Below are 20,358 nucleotides of genomic sequence, written 5' to 3' on the forward strand. Positions count from 1 at the left end.
CCATGTCCAGCATTTCGCATTCGTCGGCCTCGCCGCCAAAGAAGAAGCCCATGTGGAAGGGGCTTGGCTTCCAGGTCGGCGTCTCCATGGTCCTCGGCGTCGTGGTCGGGCTCATCTGGCCGGAATTCGGCGCGTCGCTGAAGCTTCTCGGCGATATCTTCCTGCGTCTCATCAAGACTGCAGTGGCCCCGCTCGTGTTCCTCACCGTCGTGGCCGGCATCGCCGCTGCGGGGGATTTCAAGCGCGTGGGCAAGGTGGGGCTCACCGCCACCATCTATTTCGAAATCGTCTCCACCATCGCCATCGTCTATGGCCTTGCCGCGGCCTATCTCTTCAATGTCGGCCGCGGCATGGGCCATGTCGCTGCTTCCCAGCAGGCGGAAAAGGGAGCGGCGAACGCGGCGAAGCTCGCCTCCCAATCCCACACCACCTTCGACCAGTTCCTGCTCAACGTCTTCCCCGACAATTTCGTCGGCGCTTTCGCGAAGGGCGAACTGCTCCAGGTCCTGGTCATCGCCATCATCTTCGGCGCGGCATTGCTCTCGCTGAAGCCGGACAAGCGCGCGCCCATCGAGAGCGGGCTCGCCTCCATCTCCAACGCCTTCTTCGAGTTCATCCACCTCATCATGAAGCTCGCCCCCGTGGGCACGTTCGGCGCGGTGGCCTATGCGGTGGGAGCGAACGGGACCGACGTGCTCATCGCCCTCGCCTGGCTGGTGCTGAGCTTCTACCTCACCATCATCGGCTTCATCGCCATCGTGCTCGGGGCGATCTGCCTGATCTTCCGCATCAACCTTTTCGGGCTTCTGCGCTACATCAAGGACGAGATCATCGTGGTGCTGGGCACCGCCTCCTCGGAGAGCGTCCTGCCGAAGCTGCTGGAGAAGCTGCCCGGCTATGGCGCCTCGCGGCAGGCGGTCGGCCTGGTGATGCCCACGGGCTACGCCTTCAACCTCGACGGCACCTCCATCTACATGGGCATGGGCGTCGTGTTCCTGAGCCATGCCTACGGCATCGACATCACCTGGACGCAGCTCGGCACGCTGATGGCCATCATGCTGCTCACCTCCAAGGGCGCGGCGACGGTGTCCGGAGGCACCTTCGTGGTGTTCGCGGCCACCGTAACGGCCTCGGGCTTCATCCCCGTGGAAGGGCTGGCGCTCCTGTTCGGCGTCTACCGCTTCATGTCCATGGCGGTGGCCACCTGCAACGTGGTCGGCAACTGCGTCGCCACCATCGTCACCGCCAAGCTTTGCGGCGAGTTCGATCCCGCCAAGGCTGCCCTCGCCAACCGTGATCCGCAGGCAGCGGAACGCGCGATCGTCTCCGAGTTCGAGCTTGCGGCTCCTGCCGAGGGGGAGCGGCCGGCAATGGCCACCACCTGATCCCAGCCGCGCCGCTCGGCCTCAAGCGTCGAGTTGAAGCATCACAACGCACGGACGCGATGGCGAACGACCATCGCGTCCGTGGCAGACGGGCGAGCCCTGACAGAGGGGCTGCCTTTCGCCGCCAACTCGCCACCGGGCAATGGCGCTAAGTCGGCATTCAGCTTCGCGCCGATTCCGTTGAAAAAGTCGGCGTTGCTGCCGGGACGACGTCCCGATTCAGTCGTCCTTGTGATGGGAGGGCCGGCCGGCGATGGGTGAGCGGACGGTGATGCAGCGGGCGCTTTTTTACGCGTTCAGCCTCGAACGCCACGTTCCCGCTGGCTGCCTCGTGCGGGCTCTCCACCGGCTTGTGGACCTCGCCGGCATCCCGGCCTTCCTCGCTCGCTTTCCCAAGGTGCAGCTGCAGATCATCGCAGCGGATCGGCCCGAAACCTGATCGCCGATCGCGGCTACGACTGCGCCTCGTTCCGGGATGCCCTTGTTGCAAAGGGGAACGAGCCCTTCGCCTACGACAAGGCTCTCTGCCGGCAGCGGCACAAGGTCGAAAACCTCTTCGCCAGGCTCAAGGACTGGCGCCGCATCGCCGCGGCCCTCATCTTCTGGCTCTGATGAGTGAGTTCCGAGCCTGAGCCGGTACCGGAACCGGCGCGCATCACCTCCGGATATCTCCCGTGGCCACTTTGGTGGTACGGCCGGCCACGCACTGCTCACCGCCATCTTTTATGAAGATCCGATTCCGGTCAGGACCGCAACATCCGCCCCTGGCACCCCATCCGTCTTGGCGGCGCGCTACCGCTCGGCGGGGATGGGAACAGGCTGCGGGGGGCTCGACGGGGTGGCGTATCGGCTCGGGGGGCGGGGGAGGCCGAGGCGGTCGCGCAGTGTACCGGGGGCGTAGGCGGTCTTGTAGAGGCCCCGTGCCTGGAGGATCGGCACCACGCCGTCGACGAAGTCCTCGAGACCGCCCGGCAGATAGGGCACCATGACGTTGAAGCCGTCGGCGGCGCCGTCGAGGAACCAGCGCTCCAGCGTGTCGGCCACCTGCACGGGGCTGCCCACCACCACCAGGTGGCCGCGCCCGGCGGCGACGATCCGCGCCAGCTCGCGCACGGTGAGCTTTTCGTTGCGCGCGAGGCCGGTGAGGAGCTCGGTGCGGCTCTTCATGGCGTCCGACGTGCTCAGCTCGGGCAGCGGCTCATCCAGCGGCAGGCCGGACACGTCGTGCCCAAGGAAGAAGGACAGCAGCGGCAGTGCCTGCTCCATGTCCACGAGGCTCTGCAGGTGGTCGAATTTCGCCCGCGACTGCGCCTCGGTGGCGCCGAGGATGGGCAGCACGCCGGGAAACACCAGCAGGCGGGAGGCGTCGCGCCCCGCCGCGGCGGCCCGGCGCTTCACCCCGGCATAGAAGGCCTGCGCCTCGGCGCGGTCATTCTGGGCGCTGAAGACGATGTCCGCCACCTGCGCCGCCAGCGCCTGCCCCTCATCGGAGGCGCCCGCCAGCACCAGCAGCGGATGGCCCTGCGGCGGCCGGGCGAGGGACAGGGGGCCGCGGACGGAAAAGTGCGCGCCCTCGTGGTCGAGATAATGCAGCTTGGCCTTGTCGAAATAGACCCCGCTCGCCTTGTCGCGCACGAAGGCGTCATCGTCCCAGCTGTCCCACAGGCCCTTGGCGACGTCGATGAATTCGGCGGCCCGGGCGTAGCGCTGGGCGTGGGGCAGGTGGCCGGCGCGGCCGAAGCTCGCGGCCACCTCCGCCGAGAGGGTGGTGACGATGTTCCACGCCGCCCGCCCGCCGCTGAGGTGGTCGAGAGAGGCGATCTGGCGGGCGAGGTTGAACGGCTCGTTGTAGGTGGTCGAGGCGGTGGCGACGAGGCCGATGTCGGTCGTCACCGCGGCGAGGGCGCTGAGCAGCGTCAGCGGCTCCAGCCGCGCCGCCGCCGAGGGCGAGGCCCCGCGCGAGGCGGTGGGTGTGTCCGGCAGGAAGAACAAGTCGAACAGCCCGCGCTCGGCGATCAGCGCGGTCTCGCGCATGAAGCCGAAATCCGCGCCGCCGGAGCGCGCATCGGGATGGCGCCAGCCGGCGAGGTGATAGCCCGCATGGAGCACGAACAGGCCCAGCCTGATCTGCCTTCTGCCCGCGTCGTGGCCCATGGCTGCGGTCCTTTCGGCTATTGGCGATAGGAGGTGTCGACGGCGTCCAGCTCGCGCACGAACGCCTCCCAGTTGCGGGTGGTGTAGCTGCCGCCGGAGGCGCGCGCGTAGGTCTCGGATGCCTGCCTCAGCGCGGCTTCATCCGGCACCACCAGGGGCGCGCCGCCGGCGAGGGCGGCGATCTGGATGGCGCAGGCGCGTTCGAGGAAATAGAGCTCCTGCAGCGCCTCGCCCACGCTGCGCCCGGCGGCCAGCAGGCCGTGGTTGCGCAGGATCATCACCCGCCTGTCGCCGAGATCACGCACCAGGCGATGCTGCTCGTCGAGGTTCAGGGCGAAGCCCTCGTAGTCGTGATAGGCGATGCGGCCGTAATAGCGGGCGGCGTGCTGCGAGATCATCAGCAGGCCATCGCGCTGGGCGGAGACTGCGGCCCCGGTGGTGGTGTGGGTGTGGAGCACGGCCTTCAGGTCCGGCCGGGCCGCGTGGACCGCGCTGTGGATGACATAGCCGGCCTGGTTGTGGCCGCGGCCGGTGATGTCCAGCAGCACGGTGCCGGCAAGGTCCACCTTCACCAGGTTGGATGCCGTCACCTCCGGAAAGGTGAGGCCGAAGGCGTTGATGAGGAAGTGCTCCTCCGTGCCGGGCACGCGGGCGGAGAAGTGGGTGTAGATGTGGTCGGTCCACCCCCACCGGGCGGCGAGCCGGTAGCAGGCGGCAAGGTCGAGGCGGGCCTGCCACTCCTCCGCGCTCACCTGGTCGCGGACGGATGGGGTCCTCAAGGCTTCGACGGCAGCGGTCATGGGATGGCCTCCTCGGGCGCGGGATCGGTGGGCACGGGGTCGGTGGGGACGGCGGACGGTGCGCCGGTGTCCACGTGGAGCGCCTCGAACAGGCGCGCCTTGATGGCGTTGAAGGCCGGCGAGACGCGGTCGCGCGGGCGCGGCAAGGGGTTCTCCACCACGGTGCGGATGCGGCCGGGATCGGCCTCCAGCACCACGATGTGGTCGGAGAGGTAGGCGGCTTCCTCGATGTCGTGGCTGACCAGGATCATGGTGATGCCGGTGCGCTGCCACAGCCGCTCCAGCTCCAGCTGGAGCGCGAGGCGATTGAAGGCATCCAGCGCGCTGAACGGCTCGTCAAGCAGCAGCAGGCGCGGCTGCCCGGCGAGGGTCCGGGCGATGGAGGCGCGCTGCGCCATGCCGCCCGACAGCTGGCTTGGGAACAGGTCGGCGGCATGGGCGAGACCCACCCGCTCCAGCAACTCGCGGACAAGGGCGTCGAGCGCCGCCGGCGCAAGCCCGGAGTGGAAGGCACCGAGCGCCACGTTCTGGCGCACGGTGAGCCAGGGGAACAGCCGGTGCTCCTGGAACAGCATGCCCCGCGACAGGTCCGGGCCGCGGATCGGCGCTTCGCCGACGCGGATGGAACCGGAATAGTCGCGGTCGAGCCCGGCCACGAGGCGCAGGATGGTGGACTTGCCGCAGCCCGAGGGGCCGATGAGCGTGATGAAGGCGCCGGCCTCCACCTGAAGGTCGATGCCGCGGAGCACCGGCCGGGGCCCGGCCTTGCCCGCATAGTCCTTATCCAGCCGGCTGATGAGAAGTGGCAACCCGCGAGGCGCGCTGTCCATGGCCGGCCTCACACCTGCGCCGTGCGGCGCCAGCGCATCAGGTGATGCTCCAGCTGGGCGAGCACGCCATATTCGAGCACGCCCATCACTGCGGCGAAGCCCAGGGTCCAGGCGATGACGCCAGCCACGTTCTGGGCACCGAACTCGCTGTTGAGCTGGTAGCCGATGCCGCTCGACAGGCCGAAGAGCTCCACCAGCACCACCACCTTCCACGCCAGCGACAGGCCGAGCCGCGCACCGCCCAGCAGCGCGGGCATCAGGCTCGGCAGCCACAGGCAGGCGAGGCGCGTGCGCAGCGGCAGGCGCAGCATGGCGGCCACCTCCAGCAGCTCGGCATCCACCGCGCGCACGCCCTGCAGGATGTTGAGCAGCAGCGCCGGGGCGATGGAGAGCGCCACCGCCACCGCCGCGCCGGTGAGCCCGATGCCGAACCAGATGATGCACAGGAGCGCCCACACCAGCCCCGGCACCGTGAGCCCGACGATGATCGCCGGCTCCAGGAAATGCGCCACCGCCTTCTGCCGGCCCATGGCGATGCCGGCGGCCACCGCGACGGCGAAGGCGATGGTGAAGCCCGCCCCCACCCGCAGCAACGTCACCGCCATCTCGCCGAAAAAGTGCCCGCCCCTGAAGATGCGCGCCAGCTCCTTGCCGATCTCCGGCAGGTGCGGCACGAGCGGAGAGTGGAGCGCCACCGCCATGGCCTCCCATGCGCCGGCCGTAAGGCCGAGCAGCAGCAGGGGCAGGGCCACCGGCGCGACGCGGCTCGCCGCGCGCCGCCACGTTCCGGGGTGGAACAGGGTTCCGGCGCGGGAGGGCGCCGCACGCGGTGCCTCGGCCGCGCCGGGCGCGAGGCGGCCGCCGGAGGAGGCCTCCATGCTCATGATACGCCCGGCAGCACGGTGTAGAGCGGCTCGGTCGGACGGGAGTCCAGCGTGCCGTACTTCAGCGCCAGGTCGATCTGCTGGCCGATATTGTCGAACACCGTCTGGTTCCACTCCACCGGGGTCACGCGGGCGATGCGCTCGGGCAGGAGCGCGATGGCGTCGGTCTCCTCCTCGCGCAGGCCGAGGGCGGTGTAGAGCTCGGGCCGCTTGAGGATGGAGGGATCCTTGCGCAGCACGCGGTTGATGTGGAGGTAGGCCCTCGCGACCTTGGCGGCCACCTCCGGATTGGCGTCGATCCACGACCTGCGCGCCGCCCAGCCCACCAGGAACAGCGGCTCCTTGTTGCCGGTGGCGGCGTTCCACAGGTCCTCCACGCGGGCGATCTCCCGCGCGCCGCGGGCCACGAGGCGGGTGGAGTTGGGCTCGATGGCGAGGATGGCGTCCACGTCGCCGCGCTCGAACAGGGCGAGGCTGGCGAGGCCGGGGCTGTGGCTCACCTGGAAATCCTTGCGCAGGTTCAGGCCATAAAGGGCGGCCGCCACCTCCGCCTGGCGGAAGGTGTCGGTGTTCACCGGCACGGTGGCAATGCGCTTGCCTTTCAGGTCCTCCAGCTTGCGGGCCGGGCTGCCGGCGGGGACGATGAAGCTGCCGTGGTTGAGGCTGAGCGGGGCGAACAGGGTCACGTCCGCGCCCTTCAGCTGGGCTTCCGCCACGCCGAGCGCGCCGTAGCCACCCACGTTCAGCGCCCCCGAAAGCAGTTGCACCTGCATCTGGCCCGGCGCGGTGCCGACCCAGGAGATGTCGAGCCCCGACAGGTCCACGAGGTCGGAGGCCATGAGGGCGGGATAGATGGCGGAGGTGCTGCCCTTGTTCGGCGCCATCAGGTTGATGGAAAAGGGCTTTCCCGCCTCGGCCCGGGCGCGGCCGGAAAGCGCGGCGAGCCCGAGCGCGGCGAAGCCGGCTGTGAGGAGGGTGCGCCGTCGCAGTCCATCGTGGGGCATGGGCTTGGGTCCTCGGCTGTGGGCGCGGCAGCCGTCCGGCTCCGGCCGCGTTGGTCCGCCCGGCCGGGAGGTCCGGCCGGTCCGTTTCATGGGGATTGCGCGGGTCGGCGAGGCCGTGTCAGGCCTCGCCGAGGGCGTGCAGCACCTGCCGGTGGATGGCGAACAAGGCCGGGTCCTCCGGGTCGCGCGGGTGCGGCAGGTCGATGTCCATCACGGCGGCGAAGCGGCCGGGATGGCCGTTGAGCACGAAGATGCGGTCGGCGAGCAGGGCCGCCTCCAGCATGTTGTGGGTCACCAGAACCCCGGTGGGCCGCGGGCCGTCCGCCTCGCCCCACAGGCTCTGCAGCAAAAGGCGCAGGCGGCGGGCGGTCAGCTCGTCGAGCGCGCTGAAGGGCTCGTCCAGCAGCAGGATGTCGGGGTCCACGGCGAAGGCGCGTGCGATGGCCACGCGCTGGCGCTGGCCGCCGGAGAGGAACTGCGGATAGGCGCCGGCGTGGTCCACAAGGCCCACCTTGCGCAAGAGGGCGCGCACCGTCTCGCGGGCGTCGCCGGGCGGCCGGCTGCCCTCGCGCTCGAAGGCGAGGGCGATGTTCTCCTCCGCCGTCAGCCAGTCCACCAGGCGCGGCTGCTGGAACACCATGGCGAGGCGGCTGTCGCGGGCCCGTCCGTCGAAGCGGATGGCGCCTGCGTCCGGCGCGTCGAGCCCGGCGATGAGGTTGAGCAGGGTGGACTTGCCGCAGCCCGAGGGACCCACGAGCGCCACCAACTGGCCGGCCTCGACCCGCATGTCGAGACCATCGAAGATCACGGCGGGGCGCCGCCCGCCGCGCGGGGCATAGGCCTTGCCCAGCCCCTCGATGACGATGTCGCTACTCATAGGCCGATTTCTTCCAGTGGCTGGCGTTCTTTTCGATCGGCCGGAACACGAGGTATTCCACCGCCATCATTGCGAGCCAGAAAGCGAGGGTCCAGGCGATCACGCCCTCCACGCTCTGCAGGCTGAACTGGGAATTGAGCTGGTAGCCCACCCCGTTCGACATGCCGAAGATCTCCACCAGCACGATGACCTTCCAGGCGATGGAAAAGCCCACCCGCGCGCCGGAGATGGTGGAGGCGTAGAGCAGGGGAATCCAGATCCGCCGCAGCACGGTGGTGCGCTTCAGCCGGAACACGCGCGTCATCTCCACGATGTCGGCGGAGAGCGAGCGCACGCCCTGCTGCACCGTGATGACCATGGAGGGCAGCACCCCCAGCGCCACCGCGATCACCGGGGACACGATGCTCACCCCGAACCAGATCACGCACAAAAGCGCCCATACCAGTCCGGGCACGGTGAGGCCGAGAATGACCCCGGGCTCGAAGAAGCGCTCCGCCTTGCGCGACACCGCCGAGGCGATGCCGATGGGAAACGCCAGCACCACCGCGAGCAGGAAGCCGAGCCCCATGCGGTAGAAGGTGACCCAGATCTCCCGGAACGCCTTGCCGCTCTCGCCGATGACCAGGAATTCGCGCAGGATGGCGGAGAGGTCCGGCACCAGCGGCGAGTGCAGCCACAGGGCCATCGCCTCCCACGCCGCCGCGAGCAGCACGAAGGAGGCGATGAAGGGTAGCGCCTCGCCCGCAGCGGTGCGCAGCGCCGGCGCCCACCGGGCGGCGGGGCGCTGCCCCCGCAGGCGGGCGCGGGCGGCTGCATCGGCTTTATCCACGACTGACATGGTTCCTCTTTCACGCATGCCCGGCGGGCCGAAGCCGGCCGGGCCCGCCTTCAGACCTTCACGTAGATCTTGCCGGCGGGCGCCTGCTTCAGCAGGCCGAGTTTCACCGCGACTTCGATCTGCTTGTCGATGACCTTGAACACCTCCTCGTCCCACGCCGTGGCATAGGAGCCCTGCGCCCGTCCGGGCAGCAGCGCGAGGGCTTCGGTCTCATCCGGCTTGATGCCGATGTCGCGGGCCACGTCCACCAGCAGCCGCGGGTTCTCGCGGATGGCGGAGTTGACCTTCACGAACAGCCTGGAGACCTTCGAGGCGGTCTCGCGGTTGGCGTCGAGCCAGGTGCGGCTTGCGGCGAGGCCGACGAGGATGGGCGCGCCCTTGAGGCCGGTGCCGCGCTCCCATTCGTCCGCCACCCGGGCGAGGTCGCGGGCGCCGCGGGCGACGAGGCGCGTGGCGGTGGGCTCCAGGGTGAGGATGGCCTCCACGTCGCCGCGCTCGAACAAGGCGAGGTTTGCGAGAGGTGAGCCGAACACAATCCTGAGGTCGTTGAAGTCAAGACCGGCGAGGGAGGCAGTGATCTTGGCCTGCTGGTAGGTTTCGCTGGTCTCGGGGGTGGAGGCCACCGTCTTGCCGGCGAGGTCCTTGGGGGTTTTGTAGGGGCTGTCGCCGCGCACCACCCAGCGGGTGTTGTTGTCCAGCGCCGGGCCGAACAGCACGATGTCGCTGCCCTTGTTGACGATGGTGCTGAGCCCCACCGAGCCGTAGACGCCCACGTCCAGCGCGCCAGCGGTCAACTGCGTCTGCATCTTGCCGGGGTCGGCGACGATCCATTCCAGGTTCAGCCCCAGCGCCTCGGCGATGCCGAGCCGCGACACCAGCGGCTGCCACACCGAGCCGGCGCTCCCGGGCGAGGGCAGGGTGATGCGCACCGGCGCGGCGGCAGCGGACACCCGCCCCGCCGGCAGCAGCGCGGCGGACGCGGCGCCCGCGAGCAGCTTCAGGTTTTCTCTTCTGTTCATCTTCACGTCTCCGCCCGGGGCCGGGCACTCGGGGGCTGGGGCGGCCTGTCGGGCGGGTTTACTGGACGATGGCGCGATGGAGCACGCGCAGGCCGTCGCCGTAATCGGCGACGCCGCGATGCTGGACCACACGGTTGTCCCAGATCACCGCCGCGCCTTCCTGCCAGGCGACGCGGGTCTGCACGTCTGGAGACTTGACGTAGTCGAACAGGATCTGGAGCAGGTGGTCGCTCACCGTGCGGGGAACGCCCAGGATGCGCTGGGTGTACAGCTCGCTGACGAAGATCTGCTTGCGGCCGGTGTCGGGGTGCACGCGGATCACCGGCGCCTCGATGGGCGGATACTTGGCGCGCTGGGCGGCGAGCGCGCCGGGGTCCTGGTAGGCGAGGGTCAGGAAGCCCTGCGTCTCCACGTCGTGCACCGCCGTCAAGGTTTCGAGGTAGCGCGCGAAATCAGGGTCCAGCAGGTCGTAGGCAGCGGTGGCGTTGGCGAACAGGGTGTCGCCGCCGGTGGGCGGCGCGGCCTTGCCGAACAGGGCGGTGAAGCGCGGTGGCTCGGGCACGAACGCCTGGTCGATGTGCCAGATCAGGTTCATGCGCGTCTTCTTCACCGAGGAATCGATGGTGTTGACGTTGGTGTTCTCCGCCGGGGCGGGGGTGTAGGGCGTGCCGGCGTAGCGGGCCTGGCCGAACAGGCTGACGAGGCGGCCGAAATCCTCGGCCTGAACCGTGCCCGGCGCAAAGAACAGGAAGCCGTAGCGCACCAGGCGGTCATGGAGAAACTGGGCGAGCGCCGCATCCAGTTCCGGCGCGGAGGCGCTGAAGTCGAGGCCGCGCACGTGGGCGCCAACCACCGGCGAATAGGGCTCGACCACCACGGCGTCGAGGGCTTCCCGCTCGCCCCGGTAATCGGCGATGGACAGGATCTTGGCCTGGGCGCTGTCGAGCCGCTCCTCGGGGATGTGCAGAACCCGTGCGGCCTGGATGTCGGACCCGGCGGAAGCTTGCGGCAGAGCAGTCATGTGTCGCTCCAAAACGGCGTTCGATTTTTGTTGCGCTTCGGAGCATGCGCGCGGCCAGGTCGCCGGCCCGAAGGTCGGCAGGCCCGCTGGCGCGGGGCCGGGCGAAATGGCGGCGCCCTGTGGGCGGGTCAGGACGTGGTCCCATGCTTCCGAGGCGGTGCCGACGGCCCCCCGAGGGGTGCAGCGTCGGCACATCTCGACGCTACCCACTTAAAATTCTAAGTTCAATCTTTATTTTATTAAATTGATGGACTAAATAAAATACGTCGCAACGGCCGAAGACCCCCTGCCATGCCGCCCCGGACCACCAGCTATCGTCCCCTCTCCGTCCTGGTGGGGCTGGCCTATTTCATGGACCAGCTGGACTCGACCATCATCGCTCCCGCCCTGCCGCAGATCGCCGTGGCCTTCGGGGTCAGCCCGCTGAACCTCGACCTGACCATGACGGTCTATCTGCTGGCCAACGTCGCCATCATTCCCCTGAGCGGCCTGCTCGCCGCCCGCTTTGGCACCCGCACGGTGTTCCAGGCCTCGCTCATCCTGTTCGCCGTGAGCTCGGCCCTGTGCGGCTTCGCGCAATCCCTTCCCGCGCTGGTGGCGGCCCGCGTGCTGCAGGGCGCGAGCGCGGCCCTGATGATGCCGGTGGGGCGTATGGCCATCATCCACGCCACCAGCAAGGCCGACCTCGTGGCCGCGCTCGCCTGGATGATCACGCCGGCCATGCTGGGTCCGCTCGTCGGCCCACTGCTGGGCGGCGTCATCGCCACCTATTCCGACTGGCGGTGGATCTTCTTCCTCAACCTGCCCCTCGGCCTCGCCGGCTATCTGTTCGCCGCGCGCGTCATGCCCCAGGTGACCGACGAGGCGCCACCGGCCTTCGACCTGCGCCAGTGGATATGGCTGGCGCTGCTGCTGGTGGCCGGGGCGAGCTTGCTGTGGCTGGTGCGTCACCACGGCATTTCACCCGCCGTGTATGCCGGCCTTGTCGCTGTGGCGGTCGTCTCCGGCACGGCCTATGTGCGGCGCGTGCGCGGCGGCGGGCATCCCCCACTGCTGGATTTCGCGCTGCTGAAGGTGCCGACCTTCAGCGTCTCCTTCTGGGGTGGCTGCCTGGTACGCGTGGGCTATGGCGCGCTGCCGTTCCTGCTGCCGCTGCAGCTCCAGCTCGGCCTCGGCTTCACTGCCATCGAGAGCGGCGTGGTGCTGCTGGCGAGCGGCCTCGTCGCCTTCGTCACCAAGACATTCACCGCCCGGATCCTGGCGCATTTCGGCTTTCGCAGCGTGATCATCTGGAACGGCGTGCTGTGCGGCCTCGCGCTGGCCCTGTGCGCGGCGTTCCAGGCGTCCTGGAGCGTGGCGCTCATCGCCCTTCTCGCCTCGGTGGGCGGCTTCTTCCGCGCCATCCAGCTCAATGCGCTGGCGGCCATCGCCTATGCCGACCTGCCACGCCGCTCGGTGGCGCCAGCGACCTCGCTCAACACCACCTTCCAGCAGTTCGCGGTGATGATCGGCATCTCCCTGTCCGTCACCGTGGTGAACCTCTCCGCCTGGGCAGCACAGCGCCCGCATCCCGGCGGCGGCGACTATGCGGCCGCCTTCCTCCTGCTCGCGGTCCTGGTGCTGGCTGCCGTGCCGGTGGCCCTCCGCCTGCATCCCGGTGCCGGGCATGAACTCAGCGGGCACCGCCGGGCCTCCGGCTCGCCGGCGGGCCGCGCGTAACGAGGCTGCGCGTCGCGCGAGGGCACCTTCTCCGCCGCATCCCGGCACTCTCTTAGGGAAAAGACATCATGACCGAGCCCGCCCCCTCTCTCCTCGTCTCCACCCAATGGCTCGCCGAGCACCTTGCTGACCCGGAGCTGCGCCTGTTCGACGCCACGGCGGGCGCCGCCCTCGCCCCCGGTGCAGCGCAGGCCGAGCCCGCCCGCGCGGTGTTCGAGAAGGCCCACATTCCCGGCGCCCGTTATCTCGACCTGAAGAACGACCTCTCCGACACCTCGGCCGCGCTCGACTTCACCCGCCTCCCGCCGGAGGCCGCCGCCGCGGCCTTCGCCAGCGTGGGTATCGGGCCGGATGCCGTGGTGGTGGTCTATTCCACCTCGACCTACGGCTGGGCGACCCGGGTGTGGTGGCTGCTGAATGACCTCGGCTTCCGCCGCGTGGCTGTGCTGGACGGCGGCCTCGCCAAGTGGGTCAAGGAGGGCCGGCCCACGGCGAACGGCACACAGCCGGCCTATCCGCCCGCGCCCGCCTTCGAGCCCGTGGCGCAGCGCCTGTTCGCCGACCTGCCGGAGGTCGCAGCCGTGGTGGAGGCGGGAGGCGCCACGCTGGTGAACGCCCTCAGCCCGGATCACTTCAGCGGCGCGGTCACCGGGCCCCACGGGCGCAGCGGGCGGATTCCCGGCAGCATCTCCCTGCCGGCGGGGTCGCTGGTGGCGGCGGCGGACAACAGCCTCAAGCCGCTGGAGGTGCTGAAGGCGGAGTTCGCCGCCAAGGGCATCTCTCCTGAGACCGACGTCATCGCCTATTGCGGCAGCGGCATTGCCGCCACCCTCGACGGCTTCGTCCTGAAGGCGCTGGGGCACGACAGGGTCCGTGTCTACGACGGCTCGCTGTCGGAATGGTCGAAGGACCCCCAGCGTCCTCTGGAGGCCTGAGCCGCGCCTTCGCCCGGCCGCGGCCCCGCCGCGGGCGCCGGGAGCGTCCCCTTTCCCACACAGCACTGGAGAGCCAGCCATGTCCGACGCGACAATTGAGGTTATCCGCCTTGCCCCCAATGTCCCGGTGTTCGACCTGCCCATCATCGTCGCGCTGGAGCGCGGCCTGTTCCGCGCCCACGGCATCGAGGTCGAGTTCGTGGCGCGGCACGATCCCGTCACGTCCAACCAGGATGCGTTCAAGCGCCAGAAGGAATCGCTCTACGAGAGCGGCCGGGCGGACGCCTACAACCTGTGCGAATGGGCCGGGCTCGACCGCTCGGACCGCAGCGGGCGCGGCAGCCGCGTGCATGCCCTGCGGCCGGCGGTGGCGGCCCAGGTGATCCTCACGTTCGATCTCGACATCCAGGAGCCCCGGGACCTTGCCGGCGTGCCTGTGGGCATCAACGAGTTCACCGGCTCGCATTACACCGCGCTGCAGTTCCTGGAAGGCACGCTGCCACGGGAGGACATCGTGCTGCAGCACGTGGGCGAGCCCTTCCTGCGCTATCAGCAGTTGAAGGCCGGCACGCTGCGGGCCGCCTCGCTCATGGAGCCCTATGTCAGCCTCGCCCTGAAGGAGGGCGCGCACATCATCTCGGCCAACTTCTATCGCGGCGCGGAGGTGATCTCGCCGGACCTCACGCCGGCGCAGCGCCAGGGCTACCTCGCCGCCGTCAACGCCGCGGCGGACCTCATCCGCGCCGATTTCGGCAGCTTCAAGCATCACCTGATCGTGGACCAGATCCGCGACCGCATCGCGCCCCACGAGATCGCCGACCACTTCGTCCATTATGCCCACGCCAAGCCGCTGGATCCCAAGCGCTTCGCCTACACCACCGAGTGGATGCGCAGCTGGAACCTCGCGCCCGAGCACGGTGCGTTCGACGAACTGGTGGTGATCTGACCCGCAGGAGAGGCGCCATGCTCATCGCCAGCCAGCTCGAGCCCTTCTTCAACAAAGTGCTCGCGGACCGCCTCGGAGCCGAGGTGCTGCCCGTGCCCCGCGGCGCGCCGGCGGCGCTGCCCGCCGAGGCGCGGATCCTCGTGGCCGCGCCCATGTTCGGGGTGTGGGACCTGCCCCATCTGCCGGAGCCGCCGGACCCGCCGGAAGGCTGGCCGTTCGGGCTGGAGTGGATCCAGCTCGTCTCCTCGGGGACGGACCATTATCCGCGCTGGTTCCTCAATTCGCTCCCGGCGAGCACGGCGCGCGGGGTGGCGGCGGGGCCCATCGCCGAGTTCGTCATCGGCACCATCTTCGAGGCGGTGAAGGCCCTGCACACGGTGTGGATCGACGATCCGCAGGCGTGGCGCACCCGCCCGTTCGAGCCCATCGAGGGCACGACGCTGGGCCTTTTGGGTTATGGCGCCATCGGCCGGGCGGTGGCGTGCCGGGCGCTGGGGCTGGGCATGCGCGTCCACGCCCTGCGCCGCTCCGCGCCGGCGGCGGAGCACGGTGTCGCCTTCGTCCGATCGGTGGAGGAGCTTCTCGCGGTGAGCGACCACCTCGTGCTCGCCGCGCCGGCCACGCCGCAGACGCGGCACATCCTGAACGCGCACAGCCTGCGGGCGGCAAAGCCGGGCATCCACATCATCAATGTGGCGCGCGGCAGCCTGATCGACGACGACGCCCTGCTCGACGCCCTGGCGGATGGCAGGGTGGGGCGCGCGACCCTCGACACCACGACGCCCGAGCCGCTTGCGGCCGGCCATCCCTTCTACAGCCATCCGCGGGTGCGGGTGTCGCCGCATACGGCGGCTATCGGAAGCGGCGCGCGGCTGGCGCTGGTGGAGAAGGTGGCGGCGAACCTGAAGCGGCGCGGGCAGGGGCAGGGGCTGCTCGATCCGCCGTGACGGATGCCGACGCGGCTCGGCCACGGCCGGGCCTCTCTATTTGTCGCGAGCCCATTCGGACGAGAACACCACGAAGGCCCGCTTCAGCACGTCATTCTCGGTCCGCAGCTTTTGGATCTGTCGCCGCAGGGCCTGAAGCTCGCTCTGCATCTGCTCCGGCGAGATGACCTCGCCCGACCCGGCCGCAGGCTCGGCGGCTTCCAGCCGCTCGGCGTCCCGCTTCTTCATCCACAGGCGGAGGGACTGCTCGCCGACGCCAAACTGGCCGGCCACCTCGCGATAGATGGTGCGGTCACGCGGATTGAGCAGCCTGCGCCGCTCCACCTCGCTCACCGCCAAGTCCTTGACCGCGGCCCCGTAGCGGGCGGAGGACGGCGCCACTCCTGGCGGAGGGAGTTCACCCCCCGCGGCCTGTGCGCGATCCTCGCTATCGGCGGCGGAGGCGACAGATTGAAGTGAAGCGCCACGCATTTCTTGCATTTCATATATAAATTTAGTTTAGAATTTATATCGGCGGCGCCGCGGACGCAAGTCCGCGATCCTGTCTCCCAGCGTGCCTGCCGCCCGACCCGGACCGGATTTCCAGTATGCCCAAGACCTTTCCTCTCGTCTCCACGCAATGGCTCGGGGAACATCTGGGCGATGACGATCTAATCGTTCTGGATGCCAGCGTGTATCTCGACCCGCCGCGCGACGGCACGCCGGCCGAGTTCCGCAGCGGGCTCGACGATTATGAACGCCGGGGCCACATCCCCGGCGCCCGCTTCGCGGATCTGTTCACCCAATTTTCCGATCCGGGCGCGCCCTTCCCCTTCACCCGCCCCACGGCCTCGCAATTGGCCGCCGCCGCCAGCCGGCTCGGGATCACGCGCACGTCCCATGTGGTCATCTATGACGACCTGTCGAACCAATGGGCCGCGCGTCTGTGGTGGGTGCTCCGCTCCTACGGGCATCAGCGCGTGAGCGTGCTTGATGGCGGGCTGCGAAAGTATCGGGCCGAGGGCCGCCCGTTGGAATTCGGCCTCTCCCCCTATGTGAAGTCGACCTACACCCTGCCGCTTCCGGCCGGCACAGTCGCCACCACGCAGGACGTTCTCGACATCATGGAGGGGCGGCGAACGGGACGGCTGGTCTGCCTTCTCCAGAGGGATGATTTCTCCGGCCGGGTGCCCGGCCGGTCGCGGCCGGGGCATATTCCCGGCAGCGCCAATCTTCCCTTCGTCGAGCTCCTGAGCGAGGCGGACAACACCCTGCGGCCGCCGGCGGAGCTGCGCAGCCTGTTCAAGGCACGCACCGCGCTGGCGGGAGAGTTGGTGGTGACCTATTGCGGTGGCGGCGTCGCCTCGGCCCTGGGGGCTCTCGCGCTGGCCGTGATCGACTATGGCACGACACTGGAATATGACGGATCGCTCGCCGAATGGACTGCGGATCGCGCGCGTCCTCTCGAAATCGGCGAAGCCTGAGGCCGCCAGGGCGAGCCGCGCTGGGTCACCAAGGCCGTCGTGTGCGCCGTTCATGACGCGCAGCTCGCAGGAGCATGGGGGCGGCAGGGGCGTGCGTGACGAGGGGCTCCTGGAGACGGCCCTGGATGGCCCGAAGAACCGCTACCACTACATGCAGCAGGATGACGCTGCCGGAGCACGGGTGTCCGCCTCCGACGTGGCCGCCCTGGCCGCCGCCTATGCCTTTGGCATCGCCAAGAACCATCCCTTCGTGGACGACAACAAGCGCACGTCCTTCGTCGTGTGCGAGCTGTGCGAACTTCGATCCTCCCGCCTGTTGCTGCACACTCCCGCCGAACCCGTGCGTTTCCATGTCCACCCTCCGTCCTCGCCTCGATCGGCCTGCGAAAGAAGGCGCTTGACTATATAAGACGACTGGTCAAATTTAATCCCGTTCCGGCATTCGCTCATGCCGGAAGACAAAGCTAGGGCACCGGCGCGAGAACGCCGGGCCGGAGGATATGCGATGCCGATGATCGACCTGTCCCTGCCCAAGGGCGCGCTGCCGGCCGACAAGCTCGAGGCGATGATGCACCGGGCGGTGAAGACGCTGATGTGGTGGGAGAAAATTCCGGATACGCCCGAAGCGCGCAACATCGCCTGGGCCTTCGTGAACGAACTCGAGCCGCACCACGTGTTCATCGGCGGCATGCCGCCCGGCCGCCCGCGCTACCGGTTCCGCGTCCACACCATCGAGGGCCTGATGGACGACCGCGCCAAGCAGGGCGTCATGCGGGATCTCACGCGGCTGGTTCTGGAGACGGAAGGCGTGCCGAACGACCCGGACAATGCCGGCCGCGTGTGGTGCATCCTCAGGGAGTACCCTCGCGCCAACTGGGGCATCGCCGGTTATCCCTTCCCGCCATCAGGCTATCTTTCCAGCGTCGGCCAGATCGCCGTGTCGCCCGAAGATTTTGTGAAATGAGCCGGGAAAAGTGATAAATTAGACCGGTCGGCTTGAAATCCCATTCAAGCCATCCAACCGGCGGGAAGGACGTTAGAGATGGCCAATCGCGCACCAAATCGGCGAGGAGCGGAAACCCGCGCCAAGCTGCTGGCCGCGGGACTTTCCGAATTTCATGCACGTGGCTTCAACGCTACGGGCGTGGATGTCATCGCGAAGGCTGCCGAGGTGCCGAAGGGCTCGTTCTATAACCTGTTCGAAAGCAAGGAGGCATTCGCCGCCGAAATCATCGACCTGTACTTCGAGCGGCACCGGGGGAAGATCGCGGAGTTCTTCGACAAGGCCGACCTGCCACCCCTCGATCGGCTCCGCGGATATTTCCACGAGCGTATCGGCTTCTTCATCGGGCTCGGGTTCAAAAAGGGTTGCATGATGGGCAACCTCAGCCTGGAAACCGCCGATCACAGCGAACGGATGCGTCAGCGGCTCGCCGAGAACTTCAACATCTGGAGCGGCCAGTTCGCCGCAACCATCGGGGAAGCCCAGAGCCGCGGCGACATCAAGTCGAAGACCGACCCGGCGGTCCTCGCCGACTTCATCCTGAACAGCTGGGAAGGAGCGCTGCTGCGCATGAAGGCTGCGCAGAGCGTAAGGCCGCTGGAAGAAGCAACCAAGATCATCTTCGAGACCATTCTCGTGTGAAAAAAATCAATTGGGAGGACAGCCATGACCGACAACAGCGGGATCGTCGAGGCGTGCCGGGCGGCATTCACCGGGTTTGAGGCGAACGACAAGCGAAAACTCATCGAAATTCTATCGCCGGACGTGGTTTTCGAGTTCCCTACTTCCCTTCCCTACGGCGGCAAGTACACGGGGATCAACGAGTTCAGGGCATTCTGGGCCGACCTCTACGAAAATTACTACGATTATTTCAACTATGACGCCCACGCGATCCTCGATGCAGGTACTCACGTGGTGGTGCCCGTCGTCGCCCGCGCAAAGGCCAAGAACGGCCGTTTCATGGAAAACGAGCATTGCATGCTCTTCAAGGTCGAGAACGGGCGCATCGTCTACGGACGCATCTATGCGGACACGGCCAAGGGCCGCGACGTGATGGAGGGGATGGTGCAGCACCCCTCGCGCGCGTCGGCGTGATCATCCCCGCCTGAGATCAAAAACCCAAGGCGGCATTGCGTCTGCCGCCAGGCCACCGCGCTTCGTCACGGGCGCGGAACGCGGAGGCGCGCCCTGCCGGCAACCTGAACGCAGACCGGCACAGTTGCGCCCAAACGCTGCCGTCCGCGCGATCGGACGGCAGCAGCCAGAATAAAAAACAGGAACTCGGGAGGAAGCCATGATTTCACGTTCCGCCTTCATTCGCGGCGGTGCGGCCGTGCTGGCGCTCGCAGCGGCCGGCACTGCCCGCGCCCAGGACAAGAAGCCCATTCGCATCGGCGTTCTCACCGACTTGTCCGGCAATTACTCGGACCCGGCGGGCCTCGGCGCGGTAGAGGCCGCGCGGATGGCCATCGAGGAAGTCGGGGGAACCGTCCTCGGGCGTCCTGTCGAGCTGCTCCAGGCTGACCACCAGAACAAGGCGGACATCGGCGCCGGCATCGCCCGCCGCTGGTTCGACGTGGACGGTGTCGGCGCCATCTTCGAAATGGTCTCCTCCGCCGTGGCGCTCGCTGTGCAGGATATTGCGCGGGACAAGAACCGCATCTCCGTGGCGACCGGCGCCGCCACCTCAGCCCTCACCGCCAAGGCCTGCTCGCCCACCGGGATGCACTGGGTGTATGACACCTATGCGCTGGCCAACTCCACCGCCCGGGAGCTGGTGCGACAAGGTGGAGACACCTGGTACTTCATCACGGCGGACTATACCTTCGGCCATGCCCTCCAGGCCGACGCCACCGCGCTGATCGAAGCCAACGGCGGCAAGGTGCTTGGCGCCGCACGGCACCCCCTCGGCACGCAGGACTTTTCAAGCTTCCTACTTCAGGCCCAGCAGTCAGGTGCGAAGATCATCGCCTTTGCCAATGCCGGCAAGGACTTCGCGAATGCTTTGACGCAGGCGAACGAGTTCGGCGTCGGCGCGGATGGGAAGCAGCGCCTCGCCGCCCTCCTCATTACCCTCAGCGAGGCCAAGTCGCTGGGCACGAAGGCGGCGCAGGGCCTCTACCTCACCGAGGGCTTCTACTGGGACTATGACGACGCTACCCGCGCCTGGTCGAAGAAATTCTATGACCGACGCAAGGCCATGCCCACCTCCTTCCAGGCGGGCACCTATTCGGCCGTGCGGCACTATTTGAAGGCAATCGCGGCGGCGGGCACGGACGACACCACAAAGGTAGTCGAGAAGATGCGCGAGATGCCGGTGGACGACATGTTCGCCCGCGGCGGTCGCCTGCGCGTCGACGGTCGTATGGTCCACGACATGCTGTTCGCGCAGGTGAAGACGCCCGCGGAGAGCAAGAGCGAATGGGATCTCTACCGCGTCCTGCGCACCGTGCCCGGCCCCGACGCCTTCCGCCCGCTCGACAAGGGCGGATGCCCCCTTGCCTCCCTGTGACCCCGAGACAGGACAGACTGC

The 20,358-nt window shown here is 68.5% G+C and carries 21 protein-coding genes and 1 pseudogene; 12 read left to right on the forward strand and 10 right to left on the reverse strand.

Annotation, left to right across the window (positions count from 1 at the left end; translation table 11 throughout):
- The first annotated feature begins 2 nt into the window (after positions 1 to 2).
- Together FZ033_RS12365 and FZ033_RS12370 are read left to right on the forward strand one after the other, a co-directional pair.
- Positions 3 to 1,385: a cation:dicarboxylate symporter family transporter gene (locus FZ033_RS12365; protein ID WP_149576427.1), complete on the forward strand. Its 1,383-nt coding sequence runs from the start codon at positions 3 to 5 to the stop codon at positions 1,383 to 1,385.
- Between the two features lie 253 nt (positions 1,386 to 1,638).
- Positions 1,639 to 1,776, forward strand: a pseudogene (locus FZ033_RS12370) (IS5/IS1182 family transposase); the annotation flags it as partial.
- Between the two features lie 401 nt (positions 1,777 to 2,177).
- Here FZ033_RS12370 and FZ033_RS12375 read toward each other — a convergent pair.
- The 9 genes from FZ033_RS12375 to FZ033_RS12415 all read right to left on the reverse strand — a co-directional run bounded on the left by FZ033_RS12375 (position 2,178) and on the right by FZ033_RS12415 (position 10,812).
- Complete coding sequence (locus tag FZ033_RS12375) at positions 2,178 to 3,539, reverse strand: LLM class flavin-dependent oxidoreductase (RefSeq protein WP_149576429.1); 1,362 nt, start codon at positions 3,537 to 3,539, stop codon at positions 2,178 to 2,180.
- A 17-nt stretch (positions 3,540 to 3,556) separates the two neighbouring features.
- On the reverse strand, positions 3,557 to 4,339 hold the full coding sequence (locus tag FZ033_RS12380; RefSeq protein WP_149576430.1) for a class II aldolase/adducin family protein: 783 nt from the start codon (positions 4,337 to 4,339) through the stop codon (positions 3,557 to 3,559).
- On the reverse strand, positions 4,336 to 5,169 hold the full coding sequence (locus tag FZ033_RS12385) for an ABC transporter ATP-binding protein (protein WP_149576431.1): 834 nt from the start codon (positions 5,167 to 5,169) through the stop codon (positions 4,336 to 4,338). The genes FZ033_RS12380 and FZ033_RS12385 overlap by 4 nt, the downstream gene beginning before the upstream one ends.
- A gap of 8 nt (positions 5,170 to 5,177) precedes the next feature.
- A complete protein-coding gene (locus FZ033_RS12390; protein ID WP_210247886.1) occupies positions 5,178 to 6,053 on the reverse strand; it encodes an ABC transporter permease in 876 nt (291 codons plus the stop codon).
- Positions 6,050 to 7,057 carry an ABC transporter substrate-binding protein gene (locus FZ033_RS12395; protein WP_188079453.1) on the reverse strand — a complete coding sequence of 336 codons (1,008 nt, stop codon included), beginning with the start codon at positions 7,055 to 7,057 and terminating at the stop codon, positions 6,050 to 6,052. Before FZ033_RS12395 ends, FZ033_RS12390 begins: the two co-directional genes overlap by 4 nt.
- Positions 7,058 to 7,175: 118 nt before the next feature.
- Positions 7,176 to 7,934, reverse strand: coding sequence for an ABC transporter ATP-binding protein (locus FZ033_RS12400; protein WP_149576433.1), 759 nt, complete (start codon positions 7,932 to 7,934; stop codon positions 7,176 to 7,178).
- Positions 7,927 to 8,772 (reverse strand): ABC transporter permease, encoded by an 846-nt coding sequence (locus tag FZ033_RS12405; protein ID WP_149576434.1) that lies wholly within the window; start codon positions 8,770 to 8,772, stop codon positions 7,927 to 7,929. The genes FZ033_RS12400 and FZ033_RS12405 overlap by 8 nt, the downstream gene beginning before the upstream one ends.
- Before the next feature lie 50 nt (positions 8,773 to 8,822).
- The gene (locus tag FZ033_RS12410; RefSeq protein WP_149576435.1) at positions 8,823 to 9,791 is read right to left on the reverse strand and encodes an ABC transporter substrate-binding protein; all 969 of its coding nucleotides are present in this window, start codon (positions 9,789 to 9,791) and stop codon (positions 8,823 to 8,825) included.
- Between the two features lie 58 nt (positions 9,792 to 9,849).
- Complete coding sequence (locus FZ033_RS12415; protein ID WP_149576436.1) at positions 9,850 to 10,812, reverse strand: TauD/TfdA dioxygenase family protein; 963 nt, start codon at positions 10,810 to 10,812, stop codon at positions 9,850 to 9,852.
- A 291-nt stretch (positions 10,813 to 11,103) separates the two neighbouring features.
- Here FZ033_RS12415 and FZ033_RS12420 point away from each other — a divergent pair, with 291 nt between their 5' ends.
- The 4 genes from FZ033_RS12420 (at position 11,104) to FZ033_RS12435 (ending at position 15,359) form a co-directional block, all read left to right on the forward strand.
- A complete protein-coding gene (locus FZ033_RS12420) occupies positions 11,104 to 12,531 on the forward strand; it encodes an MFS transporter (RefSeq protein WP_149576437.1) in 1,428 nt (475 codons plus the stop codon).
- 68 nt (positions 12,532 to 12,599) lie between these two features.
- On the forward strand, positions 12,600 to 13,466 hold the full coding sequence (locus tag FZ033_RS12425) for a sulfurtransferase (RefSeq protein WP_149576438.1): 867 nt from the start codon (positions 12,600 to 12,602) through the stop codon (positions 13,464 to 13,466).
- Between the two features lie 79 nt (positions 13,467 to 13,545).
- A complete protein-coding gene (locus FZ033_RS12430) occupies positions 13,546 to 14,412 on the forward strand; it encodes an ABC transporter substrate-binding protein (protein ID WP_149576439.1) in 867 nt (288 codons plus the stop codon).
- A 17-nt stretch (positions 14,413 to 14,429) separates the two neighbouring features.
- Entirely contained in the window at positions 14,430 to 15,359 is a 930-nt protein-coding gene (locus tag FZ033_RS12435; protein WP_149576440.1) for an NAD(P)-dependent oxidoreductase, read from the forward strand.
- A gap of 36 nt (positions 15,360 to 15,395) precedes the next feature.
- Here the strand turns inward: FZ033_RS12435 and FZ033_RS12440 are convergent, their stop codons facing one another.
- Positions 15,396 to 15,740: a hypothetical protein gene (locus FZ033_RS12440; RefSeq protein WP_149576441.1), complete on the reverse strand. Its 345-nt coding sequence runs from the start codon at positions 15,738 to 15,740 to the stop codon at positions 15,396 to 15,398.
- A 206-nt stretch (positions 15,741 to 15,946) separates the two neighbouring features.
- Here FZ033_RS12440 and FZ033_RS12445 point away from each other — a divergent pair, with 206 nt between their 5' ends.
- The 6 genes from FZ033_RS12445 (at position 15,947) to FZ033_RS12470 (ending at position 20,337) form a co-directional block, all read left to right on the forward strand.
- Positions 15,947 to 16,822, forward strand: a complete 876-nt coding sequence (locus tag FZ033_RS12445; protein WP_149576442.1) for a sulfurtransferase — start codon at positions 15,947 to 15,949, stop codon at positions 16,820 to 16,822.
- A gap of 52 nt (positions 16,823 to 16,874) precedes the next feature.
- Positions 16,875 to 17,231 (forward strand): Fic family protein, encoded by a 357-nt coding sequence (locus tag FZ033_RS12450; RefSeq protein WP_210247887.1) that lies wholly within the window; start codon positions 16,875 to 16,877, stop codon positions 17,229 to 17,231.
- Between the two features lie 96 nt (positions 17,232 to 17,327).
- The gene (locus tag FZ033_RS12455; protein WP_149576443.1) at positions 17,328 to 17,786 is read left to right on the forward strand and encodes a tautomerase family protein; all 459 of its coding nucleotides are present in this window, start codon (positions 17,328 to 17,330) and stop codon (positions 17,784 to 17,786) included.
- A gap of 78 nt (positions 17,787 to 17,864) precedes the next feature.
- Complete coding sequence (locus FZ033_RS12460) at positions 17,865 to 18,467, forward strand: TetR/AcrR family transcriptional regulator (protein WP_149576444.1); 603 nt, start codon at positions 17,865 to 17,867, stop codon at positions 18,465 to 18,467.
- Between the two features lie 24 nt (positions 18,468 to 18,491).
- The gene (locus FZ033_RS12465; RefSeq protein ID WP_149576445.1) at positions 18,492 to 18,920 is read left to right on the forward strand and encodes a nuclear transport factor 2 family protein; all 429 of its coding nucleotides are present in this window, start codon (positions 18,492 to 18,494) and stop codon (positions 18,918 to 18,920) included.
- Between the two features lie 199 nt (positions 18,921 to 19,119).
- Entirely contained in the window at positions 19,120 to 20,337 is a 1,218-nt protein-coding gene (locus FZ033_RS12470) for an ABC transporter substrate-binding protein (RefSeq protein WP_149576446.1), read from the forward strand.
- The last annotated feature ends 21 nt before the right edge of the window (positions 20,338 to 20,358 follow it).

The organism is Xanthobacter oligotrophicus (assembly GCF_008364685.1).
In the GTDB taxonomy this organism is placed as follows: Bacteria; Pseudomonadota; Alphaproteobacteria; order Rhizobiales; family Xanthobacteraceae; genus Xanthobacter; species Xanthobacter oligotrophicus.

Excerpts from the sequence above, each read along its gene's own strand:
- FZ033_RS12460 (WP_149576444.1), top strand. The coding sequence starts at position 17,865 with ATGGCCAATCGCGCACCAAATCGGCGAGGAGCGGAAACCCGCGCCAAG.
- FZ033_RS12390 (WP_210247886.1), bottom strand. The coding sequence starts at position 6,053 with ATGAGCATGGAGGCCTCCTCCGGCGGCCGCCTCGCGCCCGGCGCGGCC.
- FZ033_RS12420 (WP_149576437.1), top strand. The coding sequence starts at position 11,104 with ATGCCGCCCCGGACCACCAGCTATCGTCCCCTCTCCGTCCTGGTGGGG.
- FZ033_RS12435 (WP_149576440.1), top strand. The coding sequence starts at position 14,430 with ATGCTCATCGCCAGCCAGCTCGAGCCCTTCTTCAACAAAGTGCTCGCG.
- FZ033_RS12395 (WP_188079453.1), bottom strand. The coding sequence starts at position 7,057 with ATGCCCCACGATGGACTGCGACGGCGCACCCTCCTCACAGCCGGCTTC.
- FZ033_RS12430 (WP_149576439.1), top strand. The coding sequence starts at position 13,546 with ATGTCCGACGCGACAATTGAGGTTATCCGCCTTGCCCCCAATGTCCCG.
- FZ033_RS12405 (WP_149576434.1), bottom strand. The coding sequence starts at position 8,772 with ATGTCAGTCGTGGATAAAGCCGATGCAGCCGCCCGCGCCCGCCTGCGG.
- FZ033_RS12465 (WP_149576445.1), top strand. The coding sequence starts at position 18,492 with ATGACCGACAACAGCGGGATCGTCGAGGCGTGCCGGGCGGCATTCACC.
- FZ033_RS12380 (WP_149576430.1), bottom strand. The coding sequence starts at position 4,339 with ATGACCGCTGCCGTCGAAGCCTTGAGGACCCCATCCGTCCGCGACCAG.
- FZ033_RS12450 (WP_210247887.1), top strand. The coding sequence starts at position 16,875 with ATGACGCGCAGCTCGCAGGAGCATGGGGGCGGCAGGGGCGTGCGTGAC.
- FZ033_RS12445 (WP_149576442.1), top strand. The coding sequence starts at position 15,947 with ATGCCCAAGACCTTTCCTCTCGTCTCCACGCAATGGCTCGGGGAACAT.
- FZ033_RS12470 (WP_149576446.1), top strand. The coding sequence starts at position 19,120 with ATGATTTCACGTTCCGCCTTCATTCGCGGCGGTGCGGCCGTGCTGGCG.
- FZ033_RS12415 (WP_149576436.1), bottom strand. The coding sequence starts at position 10,812 with ATGACTGCTCTGCCGCAAGCTTCCGCCGGGTCCGACATCCAGGCCGCA.
- FZ033_RS12455 (WP_149576443.1), top strand. The coding sequence starts at position 17,328 with ATGCCGATGATCGACCTGTCCCTGCCCAAGGGCGCGCTGCCGGCCGAC.
- FZ033_RS12425 (WP_149576438.1), top strand. The coding sequence starts at position 12,600 with ATGACCGAGCCCGCCCCCTCTCTCCTCGTCTCCACCCAATGGCTCGCC.
- FZ033_RS12410 (WP_149576435.1), bottom strand. The coding sequence starts at position 9,791 with ATGAACAGAAGAGAAAACCTGAAGCTGCTCGCGGGCGCCGCGTCCGCC.
- FZ033_RS12375 (WP_149576429.1), bottom strand. The coding sequence starts at position 3,539 with ATGGGCCACGACGCGGGCAGAAGGCAGATCAGGCTGGGCCTGTTCGTG.
- FZ033_RS12365 (WP_149576427.1), top strand. The coding sequence starts at position 3 with ATGTCCAGCATTTCGCATTCGTCGGCCTCGCCGCCAAAGAAGAAGCCC.
- FZ033_RS12400 (WP_149576433.1), bottom strand. The coding sequence starts at position 7,934 with ATGAGTAGCGACATCGTCATCGAGGGGCTGGGCAAGGCCTATGCCCCG.
- FZ033_RS12385 (WP_149576431.1), bottom strand. The coding sequence starts at position 5,169 with ATGGACAGCGCGCCTCGCGGGTTGCCACTTCTCATCAGCCGGCTGGAT.